The sequence below is a fragment of the Micromonospora rifamycinica genome (genome assembly GCF_900090265.1).
Classification (GTDB): Bacteria; Actinomycetota; Actinomycetes; order Mycobacteriales; family Micromonosporaceae; genus Micromonospora; species Micromonospora rifamycinica.
The window spans coordinates 4,115,006-4,140,630 of sequence record NZ_LT607752.1 but is presented as its reverse complement, the minus strand read 5'-3'; the positions used below and the strand labels follow the sequence as shown (position 1 = coordinate 4,140,630).

Sequence of the window (25,625 nt, the reverse complement as noted above, 5' to 3'; positions counted from 1 at the left end):
TAGCCTGTGGGGTCAAAGCCTGAAGCAACGCCATGGGGACGAGGCACGTGATAACCGGTGAACTGAAGAGCAGGATCGATCGCGTCTGGGACGCCTTCTGGTCGGGCGGCATCTCCAACCCGCTGGAGGTGATCGAGCAGATCACCTACCTGCTCTTCATCAAGCGGCTGGACGAGATCGAGACGCGGGAGCTGAAGAAGGCGGGACGCTTCCCGAACGCCCAGGTCACCCTGCGGTTCGGGGCGGACGAGCAGGAACTTCGCTGGTCCCGGTTCAAGGGCCTCGACCCGGAAACGATGTTCAAGACGGTCGCGCACAAGGTGTTCCCCTACCTTCAGCAGCTCGGTGGGGACGGCTCGACCTACTCGCACCACATGCGGGACGCCCGGTTCACCATCCCGAGCCCGGCGCTTCTCGACCGCGTGGTCACCATGCTCGACACGCTCCCGATGGAGGACCGCGACACCAAGGGCGATCTCTACGAGTACATGCTCTCCAAGATCGCCACGGCCGGACACAATGGACAGTTCCGTACGTCCCGGCACATCATCCAGCTCATGGTCGAGATGACCGCCCCGAGGCCGGGGGACAGGATCTGCGACCCGGCCTGCGGCACCGCCGGCTTCCTGGTCGAGGCCAACGAGTACGTCCGGCGCGTCCACCCGGAGGTGCTCCACGACGCGGGCCAACGGGAGCACTTCCACCAGAAGATGTTCCACGGCTTCGACTTCGACGGCACGATGCTGCGGATCGGCAGCATGAACATGCTGCTGCACGGGGTGGAGAGCCCAGATATCCGTTACCGTGACTCGCTCGCGGAGAGCGTCAGCGGCGACGCCGGGGAGTACTCGCTGATCCTGGCCAACCCGCCCTTCGCCGGCAGCCTCGACTACGAGAGCACGTCGAAGGACCTCCAGCGGGTCGTCAAGACCAAGAAGACCGAACTGCTCTTCCTCGCCCTTTTCCTCCGGCTGCTCAGGACCGGCGGACGGGCGGCCGTGATCGTGCCCGACGGCGTGCTCTTCGGATCGAGCAAGGCGCACAAGGAACTACGCCGGATGCTGGTCGAGGACCACAAGCTCGACGGCGTGGTCAAGCTGCCCAGCGGCACCTTCAAGCCCTACTCCGGTGTCTCCACCGCGATCCTCTTCTTCACCAAGACCAACAGCGGCGGCACCGATCACGTCTGGTTCTACGAGGTGACCGCCGACGGCTGGAGCCTGGACGACAAGCGGACTCCACTGCTGCCCGCCGAGAAGTTGGGGCCGGGTGCGGCGCTGACCGACGACGAGCACGCGAAGAACAACCTGCCGGACGCGTTGGCGCGGTGGGCTCGCCGGGATGGCGACGAGTTGCAGCGGGCGCGGACCGAGCAGAGCTTCTGCGTGCCCAAGGCCGACATCGTTGAGCAGGGCTACGACCTCAGCCTCAACCGCTACAAGGAGATCGTCCACGAAGAGGTCGAACACCGCTCACCGCTGGACATCCTGGCCGATCTGGAACGCCTAGAGGCCGAGATCCAGCAGGGCATGACCGACCTGAAGGCGATGCTCGGATGAGTCAACTCATGCATCGCGTGCTCCGCGACCTGATCGTGCCTGTGTCGACCTGGAATCCTCGGCAGTCCGAAGACGAAAATTTCAATTACATCGATCTGGGAGCTGTGGATCAGGCGCGCAAGTTAATCACGGCAGCGCGATTAACGCGAACGAAGGAAGCGCCCAGCCGTGCAAGACAAATTGTCTCGGCTGGAGATGTGCTTGTTTCTACGGTTCGGCCCAATCTCAACGGCGTAGCTGTCGTGCCGGGGGAGCTTGACGGTGCTACGGCCTCCACTGGCTTCTGCGTACTCCGCCCCAACGCCGCGCTGAACACCCGCTTCCTATTTCATTGGGTAAAGTCTCCAGGATTCGTGGCCGATATGGTGCGGAAGGCGACGGGTGCTAGTTACCCCGCTATCTCTGACCGCATAATTCATGAATCGTCACTTCCTCTGCCATCTCTCCCTGAACAGCGGAGGATTGCGGCGGTGCTGGATCAGGCGGACGGGCTGCTTGCCAAGCGTTGTGAAGCCCTCGTCCAGATCGACAGGCTCGCCGAGTCTATATTCCTTGAACTGCTTGGCCGGTACTACGCGAATGGAGCTAGCTGGAACGACTCTCTGCATCTGGGTCAAGTGGCCGAAGTTTCGTCGGGAATCACTAAGGGAAGGAAGCCCCCTCAGGCCTCATTGCGGGCCGTCCCATATCTTGCCGTGGTAAACGTTCAAGAAAAACGCCTTGAACTCTCGAACGTGAAGCAGATCGAGGCTACCGAGCAGGAAATCGAACGCTATCGGCTGCATGAGGATGATCTTCTGCTGACGGAAGGCGGTGACCCCGATAAGCTTGGCCGTGGATCCCTTTGGAATAACGAGCTTCCGGAAGCTATCCATCAGAACCACATTTTCAGGGTTCGGATAACCGCTGGCGAAAAAGTCGATCCCGTCTATCTGAGCTATTTCGTGTCATCCGACAGGGGAAAGCAGTACTTTCTCCGGTCGGCCAAGCAGACTACGGGTATCGCCTCGATCAACATGGCCCAGCTTCGGCGATTCCCGCTTCTGTTGCCTCCGATCGAGGTTCAGCAGGAGTTCGCCCGCCGGGTGAGAGTCGCCCAGCAACTTCGGACGAGGCAGCGAGCGAGTCTGGCCGAGCTGGATGCGCTGTTCGCGTCCCTCCAGGATCGGGCTTTTCGGGGGTTGCTCTGATGTGAGACTCTCTAGGGCTGTCCACCGTGGGGGGTAGGCAATCCGATGAGCAACTTCGCGTTTCTGCGGGCCGAGTGGCCTGACCTGCTTGACGAGGCCCAGCGGGCCGAGCGACTGGCCGTCGCCGACCCGCGGGGCTCGTGTTTCTATGCCCGGCGCACCCTGGAACTCGCGCTGGGCTGGCTCTTCGACGCCGACGCGACGCTGAGGCGGCCGTACAAGAACGATCTTTCCGGAAAGATCCACGAGCCGACGTTGCGCAACCTGGTCGGCACCGCCCTCCAGGTCAAGATGAACCTGATCCGTAGGCAGGGCAACCAGGCCGTACACGAGAAGACGCCGGTGACGACGAAGGAGTCGGTGCCGGTCCTGCGCGAGCTGTTCCACGTCATGTACTGGATCGCCCGGCACTACACCCGCGACCAGACGCAGGTGCCGGCGAGCGCGCTGGTCTTCGACCCGAACCTGATCCCCCGGCCGGTCCCCGCCGAGGTGCGGCAGCAGACCCGGGCCGAGCTGGAGGCGCTGGCCGAGAAGCTCGCCGCCCGGGACGCGGCGCTGGCCGCCGAGCGGCAGAAGAGCGCCACCCTCGACGCCGAGCTGGCGACGCTGCGCGCCCAGATCGCCGCCGCGAAGGCCGCCAACGAGGCTCGCCCCGACGATCACGACTACGACGAGGCGCAGACCCGCAGTCTCTACATCGACCTGCTGCTGGCCGAGGCCGGCTGGCGGCTCGACGGGCCGGACGACCGCGAGTTCGAGGTGACCGGCATGCCCAACGCCACCGGCACCGGCTTCGTCGACTACGTGCTGTGGGGCGAGGACGGCAAGCCGCTCGCGGTGGTCGAGGCCAAGCGCGCCCGGCGGGATCCCACCGACGGCAAGCACCAGGCCAAGCTCTACGCCGACTGCCTGGAGCAGCGGTACGGCCAGCGCCCGGTCATCTTCTACACCAACGGTTACGACACCTGGCTCTGGGACGACACGACGTACCCGCCCCGTCCGGTGCAGGGCTTCTACACCCGTGACGAGTTGGCGCTGCTGATCCAGCGTCGCACCAGCCGGAAGGCGCTCGCGGACGTACCCATCAGGCCGGAGATCGTCGAGCGGCACTACCAGCACCGGGCGATCCGGAAGATCGGCGAGGCGTTCGAGCGGGACCGGCAGCGCCAGGCGCTCGTGGTGATGGCCACCGGCGCCGGCAAGACCCGCACGGTGATCGCCCTGGTCGACGTGCTGATGCGGGCCAACTGGGTCAAGCGGGTGCTGTTCCTCGCCGACCGCACCGCCCTGGTCAACCAGGCGGTGAACGCGTTCAAGACGCACCTGCCCGAGGCGGCCACCGTCAACCTGGTCACCGAGAAGGACACCGAGGGTCGGGTGTACGTCTCGACGTACCCGACCATGATGGGCCTGATCAACCAGACCACGGGCGGCGGACGGCGCTTCGGGCCGGGCCACTTCGACCTGGTGATCATCGACGAGGCGCACCGCTCGGTCTACCAGCGGTACCGGGCGATCTTCTCCTGGTTCGACAGCCTCCTGGTCGGGCTGACCGCGACCCCGCGCAACGAGATCGACCGCAACACCTACAGCCTGTTCCACCTCGAAGACGGCGTGCCCACCGACCACTACGACCTGAACGACGCGGTGCGGGAGGGTTACCTCGTGCCGCCGCGTGCGGTGTCGGTGCCGCTGAAGTTCCAGCGTGACGGCATCCGGTACGACGACCTCACCGAGGAGGAGAAGGACACCTGGGACTCGCTCGACTGGGGTGACGACGGCCCGCCGGACAGCGTCGACCCGGACGCGGTGAACAAGTGGCTGTTCAACGCCGACACCGTGGACAAGGTCCTGGCGACGTTGATGACCCATGGGCACCGCGTGGCCGGTGGCGACCGGATCGGCAAGACGATCATCTTCGCCAAGAACGAGGAGCACGCGAAGTTCATCGTGGAGCGGTTCGATCTCGCCTACCCGGCACTCGCCGGTCACCATGCCCTGCGGATCACCCACAAGACCGTCTACGCGCAGAACCTCATCGACACCTTCTCGGACCGCGAGAAGGACCCGCACGTCGCGGTCTCGGTGGACATGCTCGACACCGGCATCGACGTGCCCGAGGTCGTCAACCTGGTCTTCTTCAAGATCGTCAGGTCGAAGTCGAAGTTCCTCCAGATGCTCGGCCGGGGCACCCGGCTCTGCCCGGACCTCTACGGCCCCGGCCAGCACAAACAGGACTTCTTCGTCTTCGACTTCTGCCAGAACTTCGAGTACTTCAACCAGAACCCCGAGCCGGCGCAGGGGAAGCTCGGTGAAGCGCTGAGCACCCGGCTGTTCAAGGCGCGGCTCGACCTGGTGTACCGCCTCGACGAGCGGCTACCCGCCGACGCCGGCCCGCCGCCGGACGCCGACGGGACGCGGAGCGAAGCCGGCCTACGCTGGGAGCTGGCCCGCGACCTGCACTCCCGGGTGTCGGGCATCCCCCTGGACAACTTCGTGGTACGCCCCCAGCGCTCGCTGGTCGACTACTACGTCGACTTCGCCCACTGGCACCGGCTCACCCCCGAGACGGTGGACGAGATCGGCGACAACCTCGCCGCGCTGCCCACCGCCGTCCAGGACACCGACGAGGCGGCCAAGCGGTTCGACCTGATGGTGCTGCGCCTCCAGCTCGGCCAGTTCCAGGTGCTGCCCGACTACGCGCGGCTGCGCGGGCAGGTCCAGGAGATCGCCTCCGCGCTGCTCGAACAGACCAACATCCCGGCGGTACGCGACCAGCAACACCTCCTCGACGAGGTGGCCGGCGAGGAATGGTGGCAGGACGTCACCCTGCCCCTGCTGGAGCTGATCCGCCGCCGCCTGCGCGGGCTGGTCCGGCTGATCTCCCGGACCAGGCGGGCCATCGTCTACACCGACTTCGCCGACGAACTGGGCGAGCTGTCGGACGTCACCCTCGACGACATCAGGATCGGCACGAACTTCGAGCGGTTCCGCGCCAAGGCTCGGGTCTACCTGCGCGCCCACGAGGACCACCTGACGTTGCAGAAGCTGCGCCGCAACCGGCAGCTCTCCCCCACCGACCTCGACGAGCTGGAACGGATGCTGGTGGCCAGCGGCGGCGGTGCCGAGGACATCGACCGGGTCCGCCGCTCGTCCGAGGGGCTCGGGCTCTTCGTCCGTTCCCTGGTCGGGCTCGACCGGGAGGCGGCCCACGAGGCGTTCGGCGAGTTCCTGACCGGCCGCACCCTCACCGGCAGCCAGATCGACTTCATCGGCCTGATCATCGCCCACCTGACCCAGAACGGCGTGATGGCCCCGGAGCGGCTCTACGAGTCCCCGTTCAGTGACCTCGCCCCCGACCCGGAATCGATCTTCCCGTCCGACGACCTGGACCGCCTGGTCACGATCCTCAACTCCGTCCGGGACACCGCCACCCCGGCAACCGAGGTCGCCTAGCCGGTGCCGGGAGCCGCGACCGGCAAACCCACCGAGACGGCGATGTCCGACATCCGCTTGTCATACGTGACCAGCATGTCGAGCGCATCGCCAAGTATCTGGGCACTCGCCACATGCAGCGCGTCCAGCGTCCGAATCCCGGTGGGGAGGGCTGCCGCGAAATCCCGGACCTCCTCGGTCAACAGGATCTCGGTGAAGTTGCGGGCCAGCATCTGCATGGCATCCGGATAGTCTCCGATCCGGTCGAGGGTGCGTACCGTCTCGACGAATCCGACGGAGCTGGTCGCCATCGGCATGCCAGCCCGGTCTCCCAGAAACTCCCTCAGCTCTACCGCGTAGGTGCGGCCGGAGAGCAGCGTGATCAGAGCGGACGAGTCGAGGTAGATCACCGATCATCGGCCTCACGGTCGGCCAGGAGCAGATCGAGGGGCGAGACATCGGGCGGCACGTCGTAACGAGGCAGCCGGTCGAGGTCGCTCGTGGTGGTCGCCTTGAGGCGGATCACGCCTTTGGCCACCAGGGACGCGTATCTGCCGAGTGTCCCTGAACCCGGCAGCAGGACGGCGATCACGCTGCCGTGCCGCGTCACCTCGATCGACTCGCCCCGCTCGACCCGGGCGAACATCGCGCTCGGGTTGTAGGAGAACTCACGCACGGAAACGGTGCTCACAACACGCCTCCCTTGTGCCGACAACGCCATCATTGTACCTACACGGCTGGTCGCTTGCCTGCACACCGTCGACAAGCCTCGGCTACGCCGACGACTCGGCCGGCTGGCACCGGCAGAGATTCGCCGCGTCGAAGAGTGCGTCCGGCAGATTCTTGGCCTGTAGGCGGGCTCGACTCAGCGGAGACGCACCATGGCACCGCCTCGCGGACACGATCCTCAACTCCATCCACGAAGACCGTGCCCAGACTGCCGCAGAAGGTGACTCTGCCGCAGGGGGTATGACTGGTCGGCATAAATATGCCAGCCAGTCATATCACTTCGGGTGGCAAGACTCGCCAGCCGCGACACGCCCGACCACTCTGCCGGCCCACCCCACCCCACCCACCCCGCCCCACCCACCCACCCACCCACCCACCCCACCCACCCCTCAGGCACAGAGATCTTGGAAGGAAACGGCCCCCATAGGGGCCACTTTCCACCAAGATTGCGCGAGGTCTGCCGTCGGCGGGGGCGGGGGGCGGGTCAGTGGGGGCGGGTTAGGGAGGCGTAGATGGCGAGGTGACGCCTGAGGACCACGTCGGGGTGGAAGGTCTGCTCGTACCGCAGCCGGGCCGGAGCGGACAGCAGAGCGGCACCGGCCCGCGCGACCGGGAGCGCGGCGGCCAGCGCGGCCGGATCCGGCGGAACCACCCAGCCGGCGGTGCCGCCGAGCAGCCCGGCCGGCACCGCGACCGGACCGGCCGGCGGTGGGGGGTGGCCGGCGACGGCCGAGGCCTCGGCGGCCGGGCCGGTGCCGGCGGGCTCGTGCGGGACGTCCGCGCCGACCAGGTACGGGATGCCGCCGAGCGCGGTGCCGAGCACCGGCCGCCCGCTGGCCAGCGCCTCGATGATCACGGTGGGCAGCACGTCGTGCCACATCGAGGCGGCGATCACCACGGCGCTCGCCTCGACCGCGGCGCGTACCCCGTCCCGGTCGAGCTGGCCCAGGTAGACGACATCGGCGCGCTCGGCGGCGGCGGCCTCGACCAGCGGACGCAGCTCGCCGTCGCCGGCCACCCGCAGCACGCCCAGGCTGCCCACCGGGTGCCGCCGCCAGGCGTCCAGCAGCAGGTCCACGCCCTTCTCCGGGGTCAGCCGGGCCAGATAGAGGAACCCGTCACCGAGCGGCGTGGGGGCGCCCGGGTCGGGCACCGCGTTGGGCTTGACCACGATCCGTTCGGCCGGGATGCCGTAGTCGGTCAGATGGTCGGCGATGGCCGAGGTGAGCGCGATGAACCGGTCCACCGAGCGCCAGGTGCCCCGGTGCACGGCCAGGGTGGCCGCCATCAGCGCGCTCTGCGCCCGCGAGTCCCGGTAGCAGCGGTGCACGATCGACGGCACCGCCAGCGCCCGGCCCTTGCAGTCCTGGCAGATCACCCCGTCGCGGAAGTAGATCCCCGACGAGCAGACCTGCCGGTAGTTGTGCACCGTCTGCACCACCGGCACCCCGTGCCTGTGCGCGGTCCGCACCACCCAGGGCGAGAGCAGCGGGTACGGGTTGTGCAGGTGCAGCACGTCCGGCCGGTGCTCGGTGAGCAGCCGGGACAGGTCCTGCTGGGCGCGGGGGGCGTAGATCGGCGAGATCGGCAGCAGCGCCTTGGCCGACTTCGGCATCGACGGGATCTCGTCCGAGCTGCGGATGAACGGCAACACCTCGACCCCGGCGGCGGTGAGCTGCCCGATCTCCGAGTCGACCATCGTGTTCTCACCCGACGGCTGGGCTTCCCGGTACCGGTTGTGCGCCACCACGATTCTCACGGGAACGAAGGCTACCGTGAGGGGGTGCCCGAACTACCGGAGGTGGAAGCGCTCGCCGGTTACCTGCGTGAGCGTGCCGTGGGGCGACGTGTCGACCGGGTCGAGGTCGCCGCGATCAGCGCCCTGAAGACGTACGACCCGGCGCCCACGGCGGTGTCGGGCCGGGCGGTGGCCGACGCCCGGCGGCACGGCAAGTTCCTCGACGTGATCTTCGACGGTGACCTGCACCTGGTGGTGCACCTGGCCCGCGCCGGCTGGCTGCACTACCGGGAGGCGTTTCCGTCAACCGTCCCGCTGCGCCCCGGCAAGGGTCCGATCGCCCTACGGGTACGCCTCGACGACGGCTCCGGGTTCGACCTCACCGAGGCGGGCACCCAGAAGAAGCTCGCCGCCTACCTGGTCACCGACCCGGCGCAGGTCCCCGGGGTGGCCAAGCTCGGGCCGGACGCCCTCGACGCCGACCTGGCCACCTTCACCGAACGGCTGCGCAGCCGGCGCGGGCAGGTCAAGGGGGTGCTGACCGACCAGGCGGTGCTGGCCGGGGTCGGCAACGCGTACTCCGACGAGATCCTGCACGCGGCGAAGCTGTCCCCGTTCGCGATCACCGACCGGCTCACCGACGACCAGCTCGCCACCCTGCACGCGGCGACCCGGACGGTGCTCGGCGACGCGGTACGCCGCTCGGTCGGGCACCGGGCGGCCGAGCTGAAGGGCGAGAAACGCTCCGGGCTGAAGGTGCACGCCCGGACCGGGCTGCCCTGCCCGGTCTGTGGGGACACGGTACGGGAGGTGTCGTTCGCCGACTCCAGTCTCCAGTACTGCCCCACCTGCCAGACCGGCGGCAAACCGCTCGCTGACCGAAGGTTGTCCCGTCTCGTACGGTGAGTCACGACCTGTCCCGGTTACGGAGAGGTATCGACCGTGGCGCGCGAAACCTCCCCGTCCGCGTGCTACCCCGGTGGCCGTCCATCGGTATAGTGGCTCGGTCCCCGGCTTCGAAAACTGACGTGAAGTCGGCCGGTTCCCCCGTCGGCGACGCCAGACGCACGGTCCCTCGGGGCCGCGTTTGACCCGCTGCCAGCGTGGGGAGACGGGAACGGTGAGCGACCCGGGTTCCTCACGGCGAGTGAGCGGCGCGGGTCATGCGGGAGGACATGGGTTGAGGTGACGACAAGCCTCCAGCGCCCGGTAACCAACACAGGCCGGAGCAAACTCGTGCGGCACGTCGACAGCTTCGAGATCCAGCCGCCGACACCGCCGTCGCACAACGGGGTGCCCCGGTCGGCATGGGCCCGTGCCCGTCGTCGGGTGTCCCGCTGGCACCGCCCGTACACAGCGGCGCTGCTGCTGCTCGACTTCGCCGCCGTGGTGCTGGCCGACTGGATCGCCCAGGAGGCGTTCGGTCAGGCGCGGGCCGGCTTCTACAACGCGCAGGCCGACCCGACCTGGTTCTACACGGTGGTCTTCCTGCTGGTCCCGCTCGGCTGGCTGGCGGCCCTGTGGGGCAACCGGGCCTACGACCGGCGTTACCTCGGTCTCGGCCCGGAGGAGTACAAGCGGGTCATCCGGGGTGGGGTCGCGGTCACCGCGACCGTCTCGTTCGTCGCCTTCGCCACCAAGACCGACCTGTCCCGTTACACGGTGGGTTTCGCCCTGGCCGGGGCACTGGTGCTGGTCCTGTTCTTCCGGATCTCCGCGCGGTTCGTGCTGCACCGGGTCCGGGGCCGCGCCGGGCACGCCGGGCACCGGATGGTGCTGGTGGGCACCCTGCCGGAGTGCCTGGAGGTCTACGTCGCGGTCACCCGTAACCCGGCCGCCGGGCTGGTGCCGGTGGCCATCCACATCACCGACGGGTACGCCGCCGCCCGGGGCATCGAGACCCCCGTCCCGGTGTACGCCGGCCGTGACGTGCTGGCCCTGGTGCGCGAGGTCGGCGGGGACACCATCGCGGTCTGCGGCTCGGCCAGCGCCGAACCGGGCGAGCTGCGCCGGCTGGCCTGGCAGCTGGAGGGCTCCGGCGTCGACCTGGTGGTCGCCCCGCAGCTCACCGACATCGCCGGCCCCCGGGTGCACATCCGCCCGATCGAGGGGCTGCCGCTGCTGCACGTGGAGGAGCCGACCCTGTCCGGGCCGGCGCTGCTGGCCAAGAACCTGATGGACCGGGTCGCCGCCGGGCTGGGCCTGCTGCTGCTGGTGCCGGTCTTCCTGGCCATCGGGCTGGCCATCCGGATCTCCGACCCCGGGCCGGTCTTCTTCCGCCAACCCCGGGTGGGCCACGAGGGGCGTACCTTCCGGGTCTGGAAGTTCCGCACCATGTACGTCAACGCCGAGGAGCGGCTGGCCGGTCTGGTCGACCAGAACGAGACCGACGGCATGCTGTTCAAGATGCGGCAGGATCCCAGGGTGTTCCCGGTGGGCCGCTTCCTGCGGGCCTCCTCGCTGGACGAGCTGCCCCAGCTGATCAACGTGCTCTGGGGGGAGATGTCGCTGGTGGGGCCGCGTCCGCTGCCCGCCGACGACGGCGACTTCCTGGGCGACGTCCGGCGGCGGCTGCTGGTCCGGCCCGGGATGACCGGGCTGTGGCAGGTCTCCGGCCGCTCCGACCTGTCCTGGGACGAGGCGGTCCGGCTCGACCTCTACTACGTCGACAACTGGTCGCTGGCGTACGACCTGAGCATCCTGTGGCGGACGGTCGGCGTGGTACTGGCCCGCAAGGGCGCGTACTGAACCCCTTGGCGTGGCGGCCCGGACAGGCCAGGATCGCGGGGTGGGTGGCAACCTCTCCGCCGTGGTCGGCGTCGTCTCGCTGGTGACCGCGCTCGCCGCCGCGCTCTGGGCGGCGCTGCGGCTGCGCGGTCGACGGGGCATCGCCACCGCCACCCAACGGGCCACCTACGAGGTCCTGCACACCGCCGGCCTGGCCGCCGAACCACTGCGTACCGGGCTGCACCCGGCGGGCGCGGCGAAGGCCGTACGCCATCTGCGGGCGCTGGTGGGGGCGGCCGGGCTGGCGCTGACCGACGCCGACACGCTGCTCGCCCTGGACGGGCGCGGCGGGCACCACGGCGACCAACTGCTCACCGCGGCCCGACGGGTCGCCGAGACCGGCCGGTCGACCGTGCTGGGCGAGTCGGAGCTGCACTGCGACCGGGTGGACTGCCTGGTCCGGGGGGCGGTGGTGGCCCCGCTGTCGGCGGACGGCCGGGTGGTCGGGGCGCTGGTCGCGGTGGCCGACGGGCCGCCCGCGCCCGGCCTGGTGCAGGCCACCCTGGAGACCGCCCACTGGGCCGGCAACCAGCTCTCGCTGGCCGAACTGGACTCCTCCCGGGAACGGCTGGCCCGCGCCGAGATCCGCGCGCTGCGGGCGCAGATCAGCCCGCACTTCATCTACAACGCGCTGACCGCGATCGGGTCGTTCGTCCGCACCGACCCGGAGCGGGCCCGGGAGCTGATCCTGGAGTTCGCCGAGTTCACCCGCTACTCGTTCCGCGCGCACGGGGAGTTCACCACCCTCGCTGAGGAGTTGCGCTCCATCGACAGGTACCTGACCATCGAACGCGCCCGGTTCGGGGACCGGTTGCAGGTGCGGTTGCAGATCGCCCCGGAGGTGCTGCCGGTGACCCTGCCGTTCCTCTGCCTCCAACCGCTCGTGGAGAACGCGGTGCGGCACGGGTTGTCGCGCAAGCCCGGTACCGGCATGGTGAGCATCGAGGCCCGGGACGCGGGCGCCGAGTGTCACATCACGGTGGAGGACGACGGAGTGGGGATGGACCCGGCCACGCTGACCGCGGGGATCGCCGAGCTGACCCGGGCCGGCAGCGACCCGACCGACGACCCGGGCCAGCACGTCGGCCTCTCCAACGTCGACGAGCGGCTCCGCTCGGTCTTCGGCGACGGGTTCGGCCTGGTCGTCGAGACCGGCCCCGGCTCGGGTACGAAGGTGAGCCTGCGCATCCCGAAGTTCCACCCGGGCGTACGGGCCGGCGCGTGAGCGAGCGGGACGGCGCGGTGAACGCGGCCGGGTTCCTGCGGGTGCTGGCGGTCGACGACGAGCCACCGGCGCTCGACGAGCTGGCGTACCACCTGCGGGCCGATCCCCGGGTGGCCCGGCTGCACACCGCCGGTGACGCCACCGAGGCGCTGCGGGTGCTGCGGGACACCGACGTGGACGTGGTCTTCCTGGACATCCGGATGCCCGGCCTGGACGGCATGGAGCTGGCCCGGGTGCTGCGCCGGTTCGCCCGGCCCCCCGCGATCGTCTTCGTCACCGCGTACGACGACGGCGCGGTGGACGCCTTCGACCTGGGCGCCACCGACTACGTCCGCAAACCGGTACGCGCCGAGCGGCTGGCCGAGTCGCTGCGCCGGGTGATGGGCTCCCGGGTGGTGCCGTCGCACCCGGCGGCGCTGGCCCGCACCGAGGAGGACCCGACGATCCCGGTGGAGCTGGCCGGGACGACCCGGATGCTGCCCCGCTCGGCGGTGCGCTGGGTGGAGGCGCAGGGCGACTACGCCCGGCTACACACCGCCGACGGGTCGCACCTGGTCCGGGTCTCGCTGGCCACCCTCGCCGAACGCTGGGCGGACGCCGGTTTCGTCCGCATCCACCGGTCGTACCTGGTGCAGTTGCGGCTGATCGCCGAGCTGCGCCTGGTCAACTCGGGGTACGTGGTGCTGATCGACGCCGCCGAGCTGCCGGTGAGCCGCCGGCACACCCGGGAGCTGAAGGACAAGCTGGTCCGGGCCGCCAAACAGGACTGGAACCGCTGACCCTGCCGGTGGCCGTGATCGTCGCGACATCGGCGACGTTGCGGTGACCGGGCACCCGGATACCGCAACATCGGCCCCCTGGTGCGGGAACGGCCAAGGGCGCCCCGGCCGAGGCCGGGGCGCCCTCGGCGCGGGTGGTGTGGCTAGGAGGTGCTCGGCGTCCAGCCGCTGCCGGCCACCGCCGGCCTGCCGGTCCGACGGCTGCCGGCCGCCGTGCCCGCGTACACCTGGAACGTGCCGGTCACGTCGGCCACCAGGTGGGTGCGGCCCGACAGGTTGTCGATGTAGAACGCATCCTGCGGGCCGAGCACCCCGAGCACCCCGTTGGAGACGACCTGACCCGGCGCGGGGTTCAGGTTGCTGGCGTTCGGCTTCGCCCTGCCGGTGTCGGCGGGCCAGACGGTGACGACCGTGTTGGTCGTCGGCGCGACCGCGGTGACGTTCATCGCCAGCACCTGGGTCGCGTCGGTCAGCATCGCGGCCGGCGCGGTGACCTTCCCCGCCTCGTGCGCCCCGAGCGCCGTCGGCAGGCCCTGCCCGATCCGGCTGTCCACGATCCGGGTCGGGCTCATCGGGGTGAACCGCATGCCGTCGACCTCGGTCCCGTCGTCGACCACCCCGACCAGGTCCACCACGATGTGCGTGGTCGCCGAGGTGTAGAAGCGGTAGCGGGCCGCGCCGGTAGCACCGTTGCAGCTCCCCTCCGGGCAGGGCATCGTCTTGACGTACGCCAGGTTCGGCACCACCGTGCCCGCCCCGTAGTTGACGGTGGACGCGTTGGGCCGGGGCACCTCGCCCGACCAGCTGGTGAGGAAGCCGGCCTGCTGCGGGTTCACCGCCGTGATGTTGAGGATCAGCCCCCTGACCTTGGGGTTGTAGGCGTGGAAGTCGATCCAGGCGTTGAACTCGCCCCCGGCCGGGATCAGCCCGCGGGTGCGGGTGTCCATCACCCGGTACGGCTCGTACCACTGCACCTGGCCGCCCATGCCGCGCTCGAAACTCATGCTCTCGTCCCCGGCGTAGAAGCCGATCACGTCGATCACCACGTCGGTCTCACCGTTGCGGTTGTAGACCGACACCGCGCCGGTGGTGCCGAGCTTGACGGTGGTGTTGTTGGAACCCAGCCACCCCTTGGCGAAGTTGATCGTGGAGGCGGTCGGCAGGGCCTCCCCGGCCGGGTGGACGGTGACGAAGCCGTTCGCCGTGGGGCCGATGACGGTCACGTTCAGCACCACCGCGCCGATGCCGTTCCTCGGCAGCGTGTCCCGGCCGGCGACCTGGAGGAAGGCCGTCCGCCCGGCACCGATCTTGCCCTTCACCGTGCCGTTGCCGGTACGGGTGTCCATGATCCGGGTGGGCGTGGTCATCGGGTAGTAGGTGCCGACCACGCTGCGGATCGCCGACACCTCGACCGGGATGCTCCAGTGACCGGTCGAGCTGTTGTCCGGCAGGCGCAGCGCCGCGACGAAGCTGCCCGGCGTCGTCGCCTTCGACACCACGGTCACCGTGCACTCGGCTCCCGCCGTGAGCGTCCGGCCCGCGCAGGTGTCGGCGGTCACCGCGAACGCCGACGCGTGCTCCCCGGCGATCCCGGCCGCCCCGAAGGTGCTGGGCGTGCTACCCAGGGACCGCACCCGCACGGTGCGGCTGCGCTGCTCGGCGACGTCCACCGAGCCGAAGTTCAGCCGGCCCGGGTCCGCCACCGGGGCCACGTAGTCCACCGAGGAGTTCCAGCGGAGCTCCCCGGTCATCATCTCGACGTCCCGGTCGCAGCGGAACTCGTACGAGGCGGCGAAGGCCGTCATCAGCCCGGTGTCCGCGTCGCGGGCGACCTGCCGGACGGTGATCGAACCGCTGCCGTAGGCGCAGCCGTTGCCGGCCGTACTCATGTCGAACAGCGCCTCACCGGCGGCCCGGCCGGCGCGGACGGTCGGATACGTCTGGCCGGCGGTCCAGGCCTGGCCGGCGGGCGCCGCGGTGTCGATCCGGACGTACCGGTCGGGCAGGATCGCGGTGAGCCGGAGCCAGTCCCCGGCGCTGGCCGCCGCGTCCATGGTGGCGTTGGAGCTGTCGTAGACGGCGGACCCGGAGACCGGGGTGGGCTCGTGCAGTCCCAGATTGACGGTGAGGACGGTGTACGGCGCGGCGGGCGCGGCGAGCGCCACCCCCGGCAGGACGGCGAGCGCACAGGCCCCGGCAACGCTCATGCCGAGTAGCGCGCGAAAGATTCGCATGTGATTACCCCGTGGAAGAAGGAAGAAGGAAAGCCGGTGGACCGCACGGCACCGTCGCCGGTCAGCGGCCCTCGGCCGGCGGTTCGGTGAGAGGCGAGAGCGCCCCGACCTGACGGTCGGGGCGCTCTGCGGTGTTACCGGATGACGGTCAGCGCCGGTTGGCGGAGGGAACCGCGTCCGACTTGGCCGTCTTGGCCTGCGCCGTCTTGGCCGCGGCCGGGGCCGGGTAGTAGAACGTGCCGACCACGTCAGCGACCAGGTGGGTGCTGCCGGAGAGGTTGTGCACGTTGAACGCGTTGTTCGGGCCGATGACGCCGAGCACGCCGTTGGAGACGACCTGGCCCGCGTACGGGTTCAGGTTGCTCGTGTCGGGCTTGCCGATGCCGTCGAAGTCCGCCGGCCAGGTGGTGACGACCGTGTTGCTGGTCGGGGTGACGGCGGTGACGTTCATCGCCAGCACCTCGGTGTCCGGGGTGACCAGCGCGTCCGGCGCGGTGACCTTGCGGACCCCGCCCGCCGGGATGGCACCGGAGATGCCCAGGTTGGAGCGGCTGTCCACGATCCGGGTCGGGCTCAGCGGCGCGAACCGCATGCCGTACGGCGACTCGCCGTCGTCGACCACGCCGACCAGGTCGGTCAGGACGTGCGACGCCTGCGAGGTGTAGATCTTGAACTTCGGCGCACCGGGGGTGCACCAGTTGTACTGCTCGGTGCCGGTGCAGGGGGTGGTCTGCACGAAGGACAGGTTCGGCACGTTCTTGCCGGCGAGGTAGTTCACCGTCGAGGCGGTCGGCCGGGCGCCCGCACCGGACCACGCGGTGAGGAAGCCGGACTTGGCCGGCGAGACGGCGGTGAGGTTGAAGACCAGCGACTTGACGTGGGTGTTGTAGTCGTCGCCGAAGTCGAGCGAGTACTCCAGCACCTGACCGGCCGGGGGCTTGCCCTCCGGGTCCTGCCGGGTGTCCCAGAGCCGCTCCGGCAGGTACCACTCGTACTGGCCGCCGTTGCGGTTGGTGAGGGTGTCGTCGCCGGCGTAGAAGCCGACCACGTCCACGATCACGTCGGTCGAGCCGCTGTTGTTGAAGACCGAGACCTGGCCGCCGGCACCGAGCTTCACGGTGACGTTGTTGGAGCCCAGCCAGTCCTTGGCGAAGTTCACCGAGGAGGCGGTGGGCCGGGACTCGCCCGTCGGGTAGGCGGTGAGGAAGCTGGCGGCGGTGGGACCGGTGACGGTCACGTTCAGCACGACCGCGCCGACGCCGCTGGCCGGTACGCCACCACGGCCGGCGACCTGGAGGTCGACCTTCTTGCCGGCGCCGATCTTGCCGGCCGGGGCGCCCACACCACTGCGGGTGTCCAGCAGTCGGGCCGGGGCGACCGGGTAGTAGGCACCGGTCACGTCGTCGAGGGCCGCCGTCTTCTGCAGCGGCGCGGAGACCGGAGCCGCGGAAGCCGTACCCGGCACCACGGCCAGTGCACATGCTCCGGCGAGAGTGACGCCGAGGATAGTGCGAATTTTGCGCATAGAGACCCCGTGTTCGAAGAGGAAAGGATTGGCCGCCCCAGCGTAGGGGCCTGGGTCAATGCCGGCAAGGCCGATACAGATGATCTCCGGGTGACGTTTCGGTTAGGACAAAGCGGACGGCACGCCGGCTTCGCACTCGGGATCGCGCCGTCATCCACAGGGCGGGCGCGTTGTCCACAGGTTGTCCACAACCCCCGGTGGACGACACTTGACAATCGGGCCGGGCCAACGAGACTGCCCGGGTGACCGCCCACGACGATCCCGGACCGACGCCGCGGCCCACCGGGCCACCGGCCCCCCGGCCGGGCGGCCGGGTGCGGATCGTGTTGGCCGGCGTCACCCGACGGGACACCCGGGCCGACCACACCCGCACCGAGCTGGCCCAGCAGACCCGGATCGGCGAGGCGCTGGTCCGGGGCCTGGTCCGGGCGCAGCTCACCCTCGCCCTGCGGATGAGCCTGCTGGTGCTGATCGGGTTGGGCGGGCTGCCCTGGCTGTTCGCCATCGCGCCCCCGGTCGGCCGGGTCACCGTGCTCGGCGTCAACCTGCCCTGGCTGCTGCTCGGGGTGGTCTCCTTCCCCTTCCTCATCGCCGTCGGCTGGGCGTACGTGTGGCTCGCCGAACGCAACGAGCAGGACTTCGTCGACCTCGTCCAGCGGCCGGAACGCTGATGGGCAACGGGTACGTCGTACCGGCGATCGTCGCGGTCACCCTGGTCACCGTCGGCATCGGCTTCTACGGCCTGCGGCTGGCCCGGACCACCTCGGACTTCCTGGTCGCCTCCCGGACGGTCAGCCCGACCTGGAACGCCGCCGCCATCGGCGGGGAGTACCTGTCGGCGGCGAGCTTCCTCGGCATCGCCGGACTGGTCCTCAAGTACGGCGTCGACGTGCTCTGGTACCCGGTCGGTTTCGCCGCCGGCTACCTGGCGCTGCTGCTCTTCGTCGCCGCGCCGCTGCGCCGCTCCGGCGCGTTCACCCTGCCCGACTTCTGCGAGCTGCGGCTCGGCTCCCGCCGGCTGCGCACATTGGCCACCGTCTTCGTCATCTTCATCGGCTGGCTCTATCTGGTGCCGCAGTTGCAGGGCGCCGGGCTGACCCTGGCCACGGTGGCCGGCTCGCCGTACCCGGTGGGGGCGCTGCTGGTCGCCGCGGTGGTCACCGCCAACGTGGCGCTGGGCGGGATGCGGGCGATCACCTTCGTGCAGGCTTTTCAATACTGGCTGAAGCTGACCGCGCTCGCCGTACCGGCGATCTTCCTGGCCCTCCAGTGGCAGGCCGACGCCCGCCCGGCGGTGACCCCGCCCGACGGGCCGGCGTTCCGCACCGCGACCACCGTCGTGGTCGAGCACCGCGCGGCCCTCACCTTCGCCGACGGCACCATCCGGGAGGTACGCCCCGGCGACACGCTGAGCTTCGCCGCCGGTGACCCGGTGCCCGAGGTGTCCGGGGTCGCCACCGGGGCCGCCGACTGGCTGCTGCCCAGCGCGGCGGGGGACGACGACCGGGGCCTGTTCGCCACCTACTCGCTGATCCTGGCCACCTTCCTCGGCACCATGGGGCTGCCGCACGTGCTGGTGCGCTTCTACACCAACCCCGACGGGGCGGCGGCCCGCCGGACCACCCTGGTGGTGCTGGCCCTGGTCGGCGTCTTCTACCTGCTGCCCACCCTCTACGGCGTGCTCGGTCGGATCTACACCCCGCAACTGCTGGTCAGTGGGCAGACCGACGCGGTGGTGGTGCTGCTGCCCGAAGCGGCGCTGGGTGCCGGAGCCACCGGCCGGCTGCTCGCCGCGCTGGTCGCCGCCGGGGCGTTCGCCGCCTTCCTGTCCACCTCGTCCGGGCTGCTCACCAGCGTCGCCGGGGTGATCTCCACCGACGTGCTCGGGCGCGGCTCGGTGCGTGGCTTCCGGCTGGCCACGGTGATCGCCGGCGGGGTGCCGGCGGCACTCGCCCTGAACGTCTCCGGGCTGGACGTCTCCCAGGTGGTCGGGCTGGCGTTCGCGGTCGCCGCGTCCAGCTTCTGCCCGCTGCTGGTGCTCGGCATCTGGTGGCGGGGGCTGACCGACATCGGCGCGGCGGCCGGGGTGCTGGTCGGCGGCGGGGCGGCGATCGGCGCGGTGCTGGTCACCGTGCTCGGGCCGCCGCTGTCCGGCTGGCCGGCCACGCTCACCACGCAACCGGCGGCGTGGACGGTGCCGCTCGCCTTCACCGTGATGATCGCCGTGTCGGTGGCGACCCGACGCCGTACCCCGGTCGACGTCGGAGCCACCATGCTCCGGCTCCATGCGCCCGAGTCGCTCCGTTCATGATGGTTCGTCCCTGGTGCCGGGTCGCGCCCGTCGCCCGGCCCGGCCGGTGCCGGACGGTCCGTCGCCGGCCGCCGTCCGTCCCGGGGATGAGCCGGGATCGTCCTCCAGCGGGTGCGGCCACCCGTCCGGCCCGGATACGGTCGTCGTATGACTGGTGAACACCCTGCGCTGGCGCTACGTGGCCTGGCCAAGCAGTTCGACGGCAAGGTGGCGGTCGCCGGGGTGGACCTGGCCGTCCCCGCCGGCTCGTTCTACGGCCTGCTCGGCCCGAACGGCGCCGGCAAGACCACCACCCTGTCGATGGCCGTCGGGCTGCTCCGCCCCGACCACGGTCAGGCCTGGGTGCTGGGGCACGACGTCTGGGGCGACCCGGTCGAGGCCAAGCGGCTGCTCGGCGTGATGCCCGACGGGGTCCGGCTGTTCGACCGGCTCAACGGGGCGGAGCTGCTGGCGTACCACGGTCTGCTGCGCGGCATGGACCCGGCGGTGGTCGACCAGCGGGCGGCGGAGCTGCTCGACGTGCTGGCCCTCACCGACGCCGGGCGGACCCTGGTGGTCGACTACTCGGCCGGCATGAAGAAGAAGATCGGCCTGGCCTGCGCGCTGCTGCACGGCCCCCGGCTGCTGGTGCTCGACGAGCCGTTCGAGGCGGTCGACCCGGTGTCGGCGGCGCTGATCCGCGACATCCTGCACCGGTACGTGGTCGGCGGCGGGACGGTGGTCTTCTCCAGCCACGTGATGGAGGTCGTCGAGCGGCTCTGCTCGCACGTGGCGATCCTCGCCGAGGGCACCATCAAGCGGGTCGGCACCCTCGCCGAGGTGCGCGGCGACCGCTCCCTGGAGGACGTCTTCGTCGAGGTGGTCGGCGGCCGGACGGCGACCGGTGAGGAGCTGGCGTGGCTGTCCCGGTGACCCCCGCCGAGCCGGTCCGCGCGGTCTCCCCGCGCCACTTCGTCCGGCTCAAACTGCGGGTGATGGGCAACAACTTCCGGGGCCAGAACTGGCGGGTCGCGCTCTTCGTGGTCGGGGTGCTGGTCGGGCTCTGGTTCGCGGCCGGCGGGTTCCTGATGTTCGCCGCCCCCGGCTTCGCCGACGAACCCCGGTACGCGGTGATGGCGGCGGCGTTCGGCGGCGGGGTGCTGGTCCTCGGCTGGCTGCTGCTGCCACTGGTCTTCTTCGGCGTCGACGAGACCCTCGACCCGGCCCGCTTCGCGCTGCTGCCGCTCACCCGCCGCACCCTGGTCACCGGCCTGTTCGCGGCGGCGCTGGTGAGCGTCCCGGTGTTCGCGGTGCTGATCGCCGTGGCCGGGCTGGTGGTCAGCGCCGCGCTGCTCGGTGGCGCGGCGGCCGGTGTCGTCGCCGCCCTCGGCGTGCTCGCCGGGGTGCTGCTCTGCGTCGCCGCCAGCCGCGCGGTGACCAGCGCGTTCGCCACCATGCTGCGGTCCCGCCGGGTACGCGACCTGGCCGCCGTGCTGCTGGCCGTGGTCGCCGCCTCGCTCGGCCCGTTGCAGCTCGTGGTGCTGGCCGCGGTCCGCACCGCCGACTGGGACCGGCTGGTCGGGGTGGCCCGGATCGTCGGCTGGACCCCGTTCGGGGCACCCTGGACGATCGGCCTGGACGTGGCCGAGGGCCGGGCCTGGGCGGTGCCGGTCAAGCTGCTGATCACCGCGGCGGCCATCGTGGTGCTGCTGTTCTGGTGGTCCCGGTCGCTGGAGTCGGCGATGGTCGGCGCGGCCGGCTCGGCCCCGTCGAAGGCCCGGCGCACCCCGACCGGCGGCGCGGTCGCCCAGCTCTTTCCCCGGGCGGTCGGCTGGACCCGCCGGGACCGGTTCGGCGCGCTGGTGGCCAGGGAGTGCCGCTACTGGTGGCGGGACGCCCGACGGCGGGCCAACCTGATCACCATCGCGGTGGTCGGGATCTTCGTGCCGGTGATGGTCAACCTCGGCGGCGCGGGCTTCACCGCCGGTGCGGAGGGGTTCGAGTCCGCCGGGGATCCGTCACCGGTGCTGCTCAGCATCTCGATGCTCTTCGTCGGCGTGCTCGCCTCGGTGACCCTGGCCAACCAGTTCGGCTTCGACGGCAGTGCCTACGCGGCGAACGTGGTGGCCGGGGTGTCGGGTCGGCTGGAGCTGCGCGCCCGGATGGCCGCCTTCTCCGTGTACGTGCTGCCGATGCTCGGCGTCGTCGCCCTGATCATCAGCGCGGTGCTCGGCCGGCCGGAATGGTTCGGGGTGGCGGCGGGTGCGCTGCTCGCCGCGTACGGGGCCGGGCTGGCGATCAACGGGTTCATCTCGGTGCTCGGGGCGTACTCGCTGCCGGAGACGAGCAACCCGTTCGCGATGAACAGCGGTTCCGGGATCGCCAAGAGCATGCTCACCCTGCTGTCGATGGTCGCCTCGGCGGCTGCGGCCGTACCGATGGTGGTGGCCGCCGGGCTGCTCGGCGACGGCTGGCTCTGGCTGGCCCTGCCGGTCGGCGCGGCGTACGGGGCGGGGGCGGCGCTGCTCGGGGCGTACCTGGCCGGGGACGTGCTGGACCGCCGGCTGCCGGAGCTGCTGTCGGCCGTCACGCCCCGCCGCTGACACCGGACTCCGACCCGCCTGACCCGGCCGCATCCGGCGAGCCCACCGGACCAGGCGCGGGCTCTTCCGCTCGTGGTGGGTGGCGACGCCGTTCCCGGGGACGCCGCTACTGAGGCGGGAACGGGCTGGCGGGCTCCGCGCCGTCGCGGCCCCGGGGGTTTCCGTCGAGGACGGTCGGTTGCTGAGCGGTGACTCGGTGGAGCCGCGGCCGGCGACGTGGGGTAACGTGTCGTTCACGCCACTGTGGGTGATCATGCGGGGTGATTTGTCGCTCTCGATCCTGTTATGTCATTGCAAGTTGTGACTGATCTTGACCTTATTGCTAAATGATTCCTAAGGTCTCTTTTGGTTGGTCGGCTTGATCGGGAGAGATAACTGATGGACGAGGCGTCCCTTTCCGATCACCTGTGCGACCAGTTGCAGCGGTTGTGCGCGGCTGTCGGGATCGGGCCGGCGGAGCCGCTGGCCCTGCTGGAGAGCCTGCTCGGCCCGGCCGGTCGACAGCCGTTGTCGGCCCCGCCACCCTGGCCGTCCAACATCGCCGACGACCACACCCCGGTGGAGTTCTCCGTCGCCTTCAGCCCCACCGAGCCGCCGACCGTGCGGATCCTGGGCGAGACGCTGGGAGCGCCGCCCGACCGGTTGGCCAACATGCTCGCCACCCAGCGGTTCCTGGACACCCAGGCACACCGCGCCGGCCTGTCGACCTCCCGGCTGGACTCGGTGCGGGACCTCTTCGCCACCCGCGACCCGCAGGGCGTGTTCGCCCTCTGGTGCTCGCTGGTGTTCCGCAGCGGCCGGCGGCCGGAGTTCAAGGTCTACCTCAACCCTGAGGTCAGGGGGGTCGACCGGGCGCCGAGCCTGGTCTCCGAGGCGCTGCACCGGCTCGGGCTCGGCCGGTCCTACCAGGCGATGCTCGACCACGGCATCCGGCCGGGCGAGCTGGGCCACCGGGACCGGTTGACCTTCTTCGCCCTCGATCTGCACGACAGCACGCAGGCGCGGGTCAAGCTCTACCTGACCCATCACGACGTCCAGGTGCGGGACGTCGTCCGGGCGGCCGGCGTGGTCGAGGACGCCGACGTCAGCCGGCTCGCCGAGTTCTGCGCGATCGCCGGTGGCGACCGGACCCGGTTCGTCGGTCTTCCGCTGGTCGGCAGCTACACCCTGGTCGAGGGCGTCGACCGGCCCGTCGGCTACAGCCTCTACGTGCCGATCCGGGGCTACGTCGACGACGACGAGGAGGCGTACGACCGGGTGGTCGCGGTGCTGGACCGCTACGGGTTCGACCCCGCCGTGCTGGACCGGGCGCTCGCCGCGGTGACCCGTCGGCCGCTGCGCGACGGGGTGGGCCTGATCCCGCACCTGTCGCTGCGGCTGGGCGCACCCCGGCCCGGGGTGACCGTCTACCTCTCCGCCGAGGCCCACCAGGTGCGTCCGCCGGCACGCCACCGGCTCTCGGTCGACGGCCGACGCTGACGACCCCGACCGGCAGGGCCGGAACGGGACACCCCTGAATTTCCCCCGAGGAGCGAGCTGTGGTCGTGGACGCGCACGAGATGCTGCCCCCGTACCGGATCAAGGTGGTCGAGCCGATCCCCTTCCTGAGCCCGCAGGAGCGGCGGGTGGCCCTGACGGAGGCGGGGTTCAACCCGTTCAACCTGCGCGCCGACCAGATCACCGTCGACCTGCTGTCGGACTCCGGCACCGGTGCCACCTCGGCCGCTCAGGAGGCCGCCGCCGCGCTCGGCGACGAGTCGTACGCCGGGGCACGCTCCTGGTTCCGGTTCCGCGACGAGGTCCGGGACCTCACCGGATATCCGCACGTCCTACCGGTCCACCAGGGGCGGGCCGGCGAACGCGTGCTCTTCACCAGCCTGCTGAAACCCGGCCAGCTCTGCCTCAGCAACACCCACTTCGACACCACCCACGCCAACGTCACGCTGGCCGGTGCCGAGCCCCGGGACCTGCCCTGCCCGGCCGCTTCCGACCTCGACAGCCGGGAACCGTTCAAGGGCGACATCGACCTCGACGCGCTGGCGGCCACCCTCGCCGGCCCGGAGGGGGACCGGGTCGGCCTGGTCCTGATGACCGTCACCAACAACGGCCTCGGCGCGCAACCGGTGTCGATCGCCAACCTCACCGCCGTCCGCGACCTGTGCCGCCGGCACCGGGTGCCGTTCTTCCTGGACGCGGCGCGGTTCGCCGAGAACGCCTGGCTGGTCGGGCAACGGGAGCCGGGCTACCGGGACTGGACGCCACGGCGGATCGCCAGCCACGTCTTCGGGCTCGCCGACGGCTGCGTGGTGAGTCTCAAGAAGGACGGCCTGTCGGCCATCGGTGGGCTCATCGGGCTGCGCGACGACGACCTGCACGCCCGGTGCGAGGCGAACCTGATCGCCACCGAGGGGTTCTCCACCTACGGCGGCCTCGCCGGCCACGACCTCGAACGGCTCGCCCAGGGGCTGCGGGAGGTGGTCGATCCCCGGTACCTGGCGGCACGGGCCGCCTCCACCGCCCGGCTGGCCCGGCTGATCAACGAGGCCGGGGTGGACACCGTCGCGCCGCCCGGCATCCACGCGCTCTACCTCAACGCCGGCCGGCTGCTGCCCCACCTGTCGCCACAGGAGTTCCCCGGTCACGCCCTCGGCTGCCAGCTCTACCTCGACGGCGGCATCCGCTGCGCCGAGCTGGGCTCGCTCTACCTCGGCGGGATGGACGACCGGCACCGGCTGGTCACCCCGGCCCCGTTCGAGCTGGTGCGGCTGGCCGTCCCGCGCCGGGTCTACACCGACACCCACCTCGACTACGTGGCCGCCGTCCTCGCCGACATCGCCAAGGAGCCCGAGCGGGTACCCGGCTACCGGGTGGTCTCGTCGCCACCGCTGCTGCGGCACTTCAAGGTGCGGTTGGCGCCGCTCCCGCGGAAGCGGTGAGCGACCGGGCGGTGGCGGCCCGGCGGCCTGTCGGCCCGGCGGCGGGGCTCAGGCGGTGGCGGGCAGGCGGGACAGCGCGTGCCGGACCAGCTCGATCAGCGCCTGCTTGCTGGAGGCCCGGTCGCGCGCGTCACACCACAGCAGCGGCACGGTCGGGTCCAGCTCCAGCGCGGCGCGGATCTCCTCCTCGGTGTAGGGACACTCGCCGTAGAACCGGTTCACCGCGGCGACGAAGGGGATGCCCCGGCGCTCGAAGTAGTCGACGGCCGGGAAGCTGGTGCCGAGCCGGCGAGTGTCCACCAGCACGATCGCGCCCACCGCGCCCTGGGCCAGCTCGTCCCAGATGAACCAGAACCGGTCCTGCCCCGGCGTGCCGAAGAGATAGAGCACGACGTCGTTGCTGATGGTGATCCGCCCGAAGTCCAGCGCGACCGTCGTGCTCGTCTTTCCCTCGACCCCGGTGATGTCGTCCACGCCGACGCTGGCCTGGGTGAGGACCTCCTCGGTGACCAGTGGCGGGATCTCGCTGACCGAGCCGACCAGGGTGGTCTTGCCGGTGCCGAAGCCGCCCGCCACGACGACCTTCACCGAT

General features: G+C 70.6%; 19 protein-coding genes. 13 read left to right on the top strand and 6 right to left on the bottom strand.

Translation table 11 applies throughout. The features are described 5' to 3' along the window. Window positions 1–32 precede the first annotated feature (32 nt). The 3 genes from GA0070623_RS17055 to GA0070623_RS17045 are packed head-to-tail and all read left to right on the top strand — an operon-like array spanning window position 33 to window position 6,208. A complete protein-coding gene (locus GA0070623_RS17055) occupies window positions 33–1,559 on the top strand; it encodes a type I restriction-modification system subunit M (protein WP_231932427.1) in 1,527 nt (508 codons plus the stop codon). Further along, the gene (locus GA0070623_RS17050; protein ID WP_197699991.1) at window positions 1,556–2,749 is read left to right on the top strand and encodes a restriction endonuclease subunit S; all 1,194 of its coding nucleotides are present in this window, start codon (window positions 1,556–1,558) and stop codon (window positions 2,747–2,749) included. Before GA0070623_RS17055 ends, GA0070623_RS17050 begins: the two co-directional genes overlap by 4 nt. Window positions 2,750–2,794: 45 nt before the next feature. Beyond that, window positions 2,795–6,208: a DEAD/DEAH box helicase family protein gene (locus GA0070623_RS17045; protein WP_089004091.1), complete on the top strand. Its 3,414-nt coding sequence runs from the start codon at window positions 2,795–2,797 to the stop codon at window positions 6,206–6,208. Here GA0070623_RS17045 and GA0070623_RS17040 read toward each other — a convergent pair. From GA0070623_RS17040 to GA0070623_RS17025, 3 genes are all read right to left on the bottom strand, one after another. Then, window positions 6,205–6,597 (bottom strand): type II toxin-antitoxin system VapC family toxin, encoded by a 393-nt coding sequence (locus tag GA0070623_RS17040; RefSeq protein ID WP_067306505.1) that lies wholly within the window; start codon window positions 6,595–6,597, stop codon window positions 6,205–6,207. The genes GA0070623_RS17045 and GA0070623_RS17040 overlap by 4 nt on opposite strands. Continuing rightward, complete coding sequence (locus GA0070623_RS17035) at window positions 6,594–6,878, bottom strand: type II toxin-antitoxin system Phd/YefM family antitoxin (protein WP_067306508.1); 285 nt, start codon at window positions 6,876–6,878, stop codon at window positions 6,594–6,596. Before GA0070623_RS17035 ends, GA0070623_RS17040 begins: the two co-directional genes overlap by 4 nt. Window positions 6,879–7,400: 522 nt before the next feature. After that, window positions 7,401–8,675 carry a glycosyltransferase gene (locus tag GA0070623_RS17025; protein WP_067310409.1) on the bottom strand — a complete coding sequence of 425 codons (1,275 nt, stop codon included), beginning with the start codon at window positions 8,673–8,675 and terminating at the stop codon, window positions 7,401–7,403. Window positions 8,676–8,699: 24 nt separating this feature from the next. On the opposite strand from GA0070623_RS17025, the gene GA0070623_RS17020 reads away from it, so the two are divergent. The 4 genes from GA0070623_RS17020 (at window position 8,700) to GA0070623_RS17005 (ending at window position 13,445) form a co-directional block, all read left to right on the top strand. Next, window positions 8,700–9,560, top strand: coding sequence for an Fpg/Nei family DNA glycosylase (locus GA0070623_RS17020; protein ID WP_067310412.1), 861 nt, complete (start codon window positions 8,700–8,702; stop codon window positions 9,558–9,560). 330 nt (window positions 9,561–9,890) lie between these two features. After that, the gene (locus tag GA0070623_RS17015; protein WP_067310414.1) at window positions 9,891–11,402 is read left to right on the top strand and encodes a sugar transferase; all 1,512 of its coding nucleotides are present in this window, start codon (window positions 9,891–9,893) and stop codon (window positions 11,400–11,402) included. A 40-nt stretch (window positions 11,403–11,442) separates the two neighbouring features. Further along, window positions 11,443–12,666 carry a sensor histidine kinase gene (locus GA0070623_RS17010; RefSeq protein ID WP_067310417.1) on the top strand — a complete coding sequence of 408 codons (1,224 nt, stop codon included), beginning with the start codon at window positions 11,443–11,445 and terminating at the stop codon, window positions 12,664–12,666. A 17-nt stretch (window positions 12,667–12,683) separates the two neighbouring features. Beyond that, a complete protein-coding gene (locus tag GA0070623_RS17005; RefSeq protein ID WP_067310466.1) occupies window positions 12,684–13,445 on the top strand; it encodes a LytR/AlgR family response regulator transcription factor in 762 nt (253 codons plus the stop codon). A gap of 143 nt (window positions 13,446–13,588) precedes the next feature. Here the strand turns inward: GA0070623_RS17005 and GA0070623_RS17000 are convergent, their stop codons facing one another. Both GA0070623_RS17000 and GA0070623_RS16995 read right to left on the bottom strand, forming a co-directional pair. Continuing rightward, a complete protein-coding gene (locus GA0070623_RS17000; RefSeq protein ID WP_172898415.1) occupies window positions 13,589–15,652 on the bottom strand; it encodes a choice-of-anchor D domain-containing protein in 2,064 nt (687 codons plus the stop codon). 175 nt (window positions 15,653–15,827) lie between these two features. After that, window positions 15,828–17,144 carry a hypothetical protein gene (locus GA0070623_RS16995; protein WP_157517569.1) on the bottom strand — a complete coding sequence of 439 codons (1,317 nt, stop codon included), beginning with the start codon at window positions 17,142–17,144 and terminating at the stop codon, window positions 15,828–15,830. Between the two features lie 302 nt (window positions 17,145–17,446). Here GA0070623_RS16995 and GA0070623_RS16990 point away from each other — a divergent pair, with 302 nt between their 5' ends. The 6 genes from GA0070623_RS16990 (at window position 17,447) to GA0070623_RS16965 (ending at window position 25,033) form a co-directional block, all read left to right on the top strand. Further along, a complete protein-coding gene (locus GA0070623_RS16990; RefSeq protein ID WP_407937938.1) occupies window positions 17,447–17,875 on the top strand; it encodes a hypothetical protein in 429 nt (142 codons plus the stop codon). Continuing rightward, complete coding sequence (locus tag GA0070623_RS16985; protein WP_067310434.1) at window positions 17,875–19,515, top strand: sodium/solute symporter; 1,641 nt, start codon at window positions 17,875–17,877, stop codon at window positions 19,513–19,515. The genes GA0070623_RS16990 and GA0070623_RS16985 overlap by 1 nt, the downstream gene beginning before the upstream one ends. A gap of 147 nt (window positions 19,516–19,662) precedes the next feature. Further along, a complete protein-coding gene (locus GA0070623_RS16980; RefSeq protein ID WP_067310440.1) occupies window positions 19,663–20,427 on the top strand; it encodes an ABC transporter ATP-binding protein in 765 nt (254 codons plus the stop codon). Then, window positions 20,412–22,097, top strand: a complete 1,686-nt coding sequence (locus GA0070623_RS16975; protein ID WP_067310444.1) for an ABC transporter permease — start codon at window positions 20,412–20,414, stop codon at window positions 22,095–22,097. Before GA0070623_RS16980 ends, GA0070623_RS16975 begins: the two co-directional genes overlap by 16 nt. Before the next feature lie 378 nt (window positions 22,098–22,475). Further along, window positions 22,476–23,576 (top strand): tryptophan dimethylallyltransferase family protein, encoded by a 1,101-nt coding sequence (locus tag GA0070623_RS16970; protein WP_067310445.1) that lies wholly within the window; start codon window positions 22,476–22,478, stop codon window positions 23,574–23,576. Window positions 23,577–23,641: 65 nt separating this feature from the next. Continuing rightward, window positions 23,642–25,033: a tryptophanase gene (locus GA0070623_RS16965; RefSeq protein ID WP_231932421.1), complete on the top strand. Its 1,392-nt coding sequence runs from the start codon at window positions 23,642–23,644 to the stop codon at window positions 25,031–25,033. Window positions 25,034–25,081: 48 nt separating this feature from the next. Here the strand turns inward: GA0070623_RS16965 and GA0070623_RS16960 are convergent, their stop codons facing one another. Continuing rightward, window positions 25,082–25,621, bottom strand: a complete 540-nt coding sequence (locus tag GA0070623_RS16960; RefSeq protein ID WP_231932415.1) for a GTP-binding protein — start codon at window positions 25,619–25,621, stop codon at window positions 25,082–25,084. Between the last annotated feature and the right edge of the window lie 4 nt (window positions 25,622–25,625).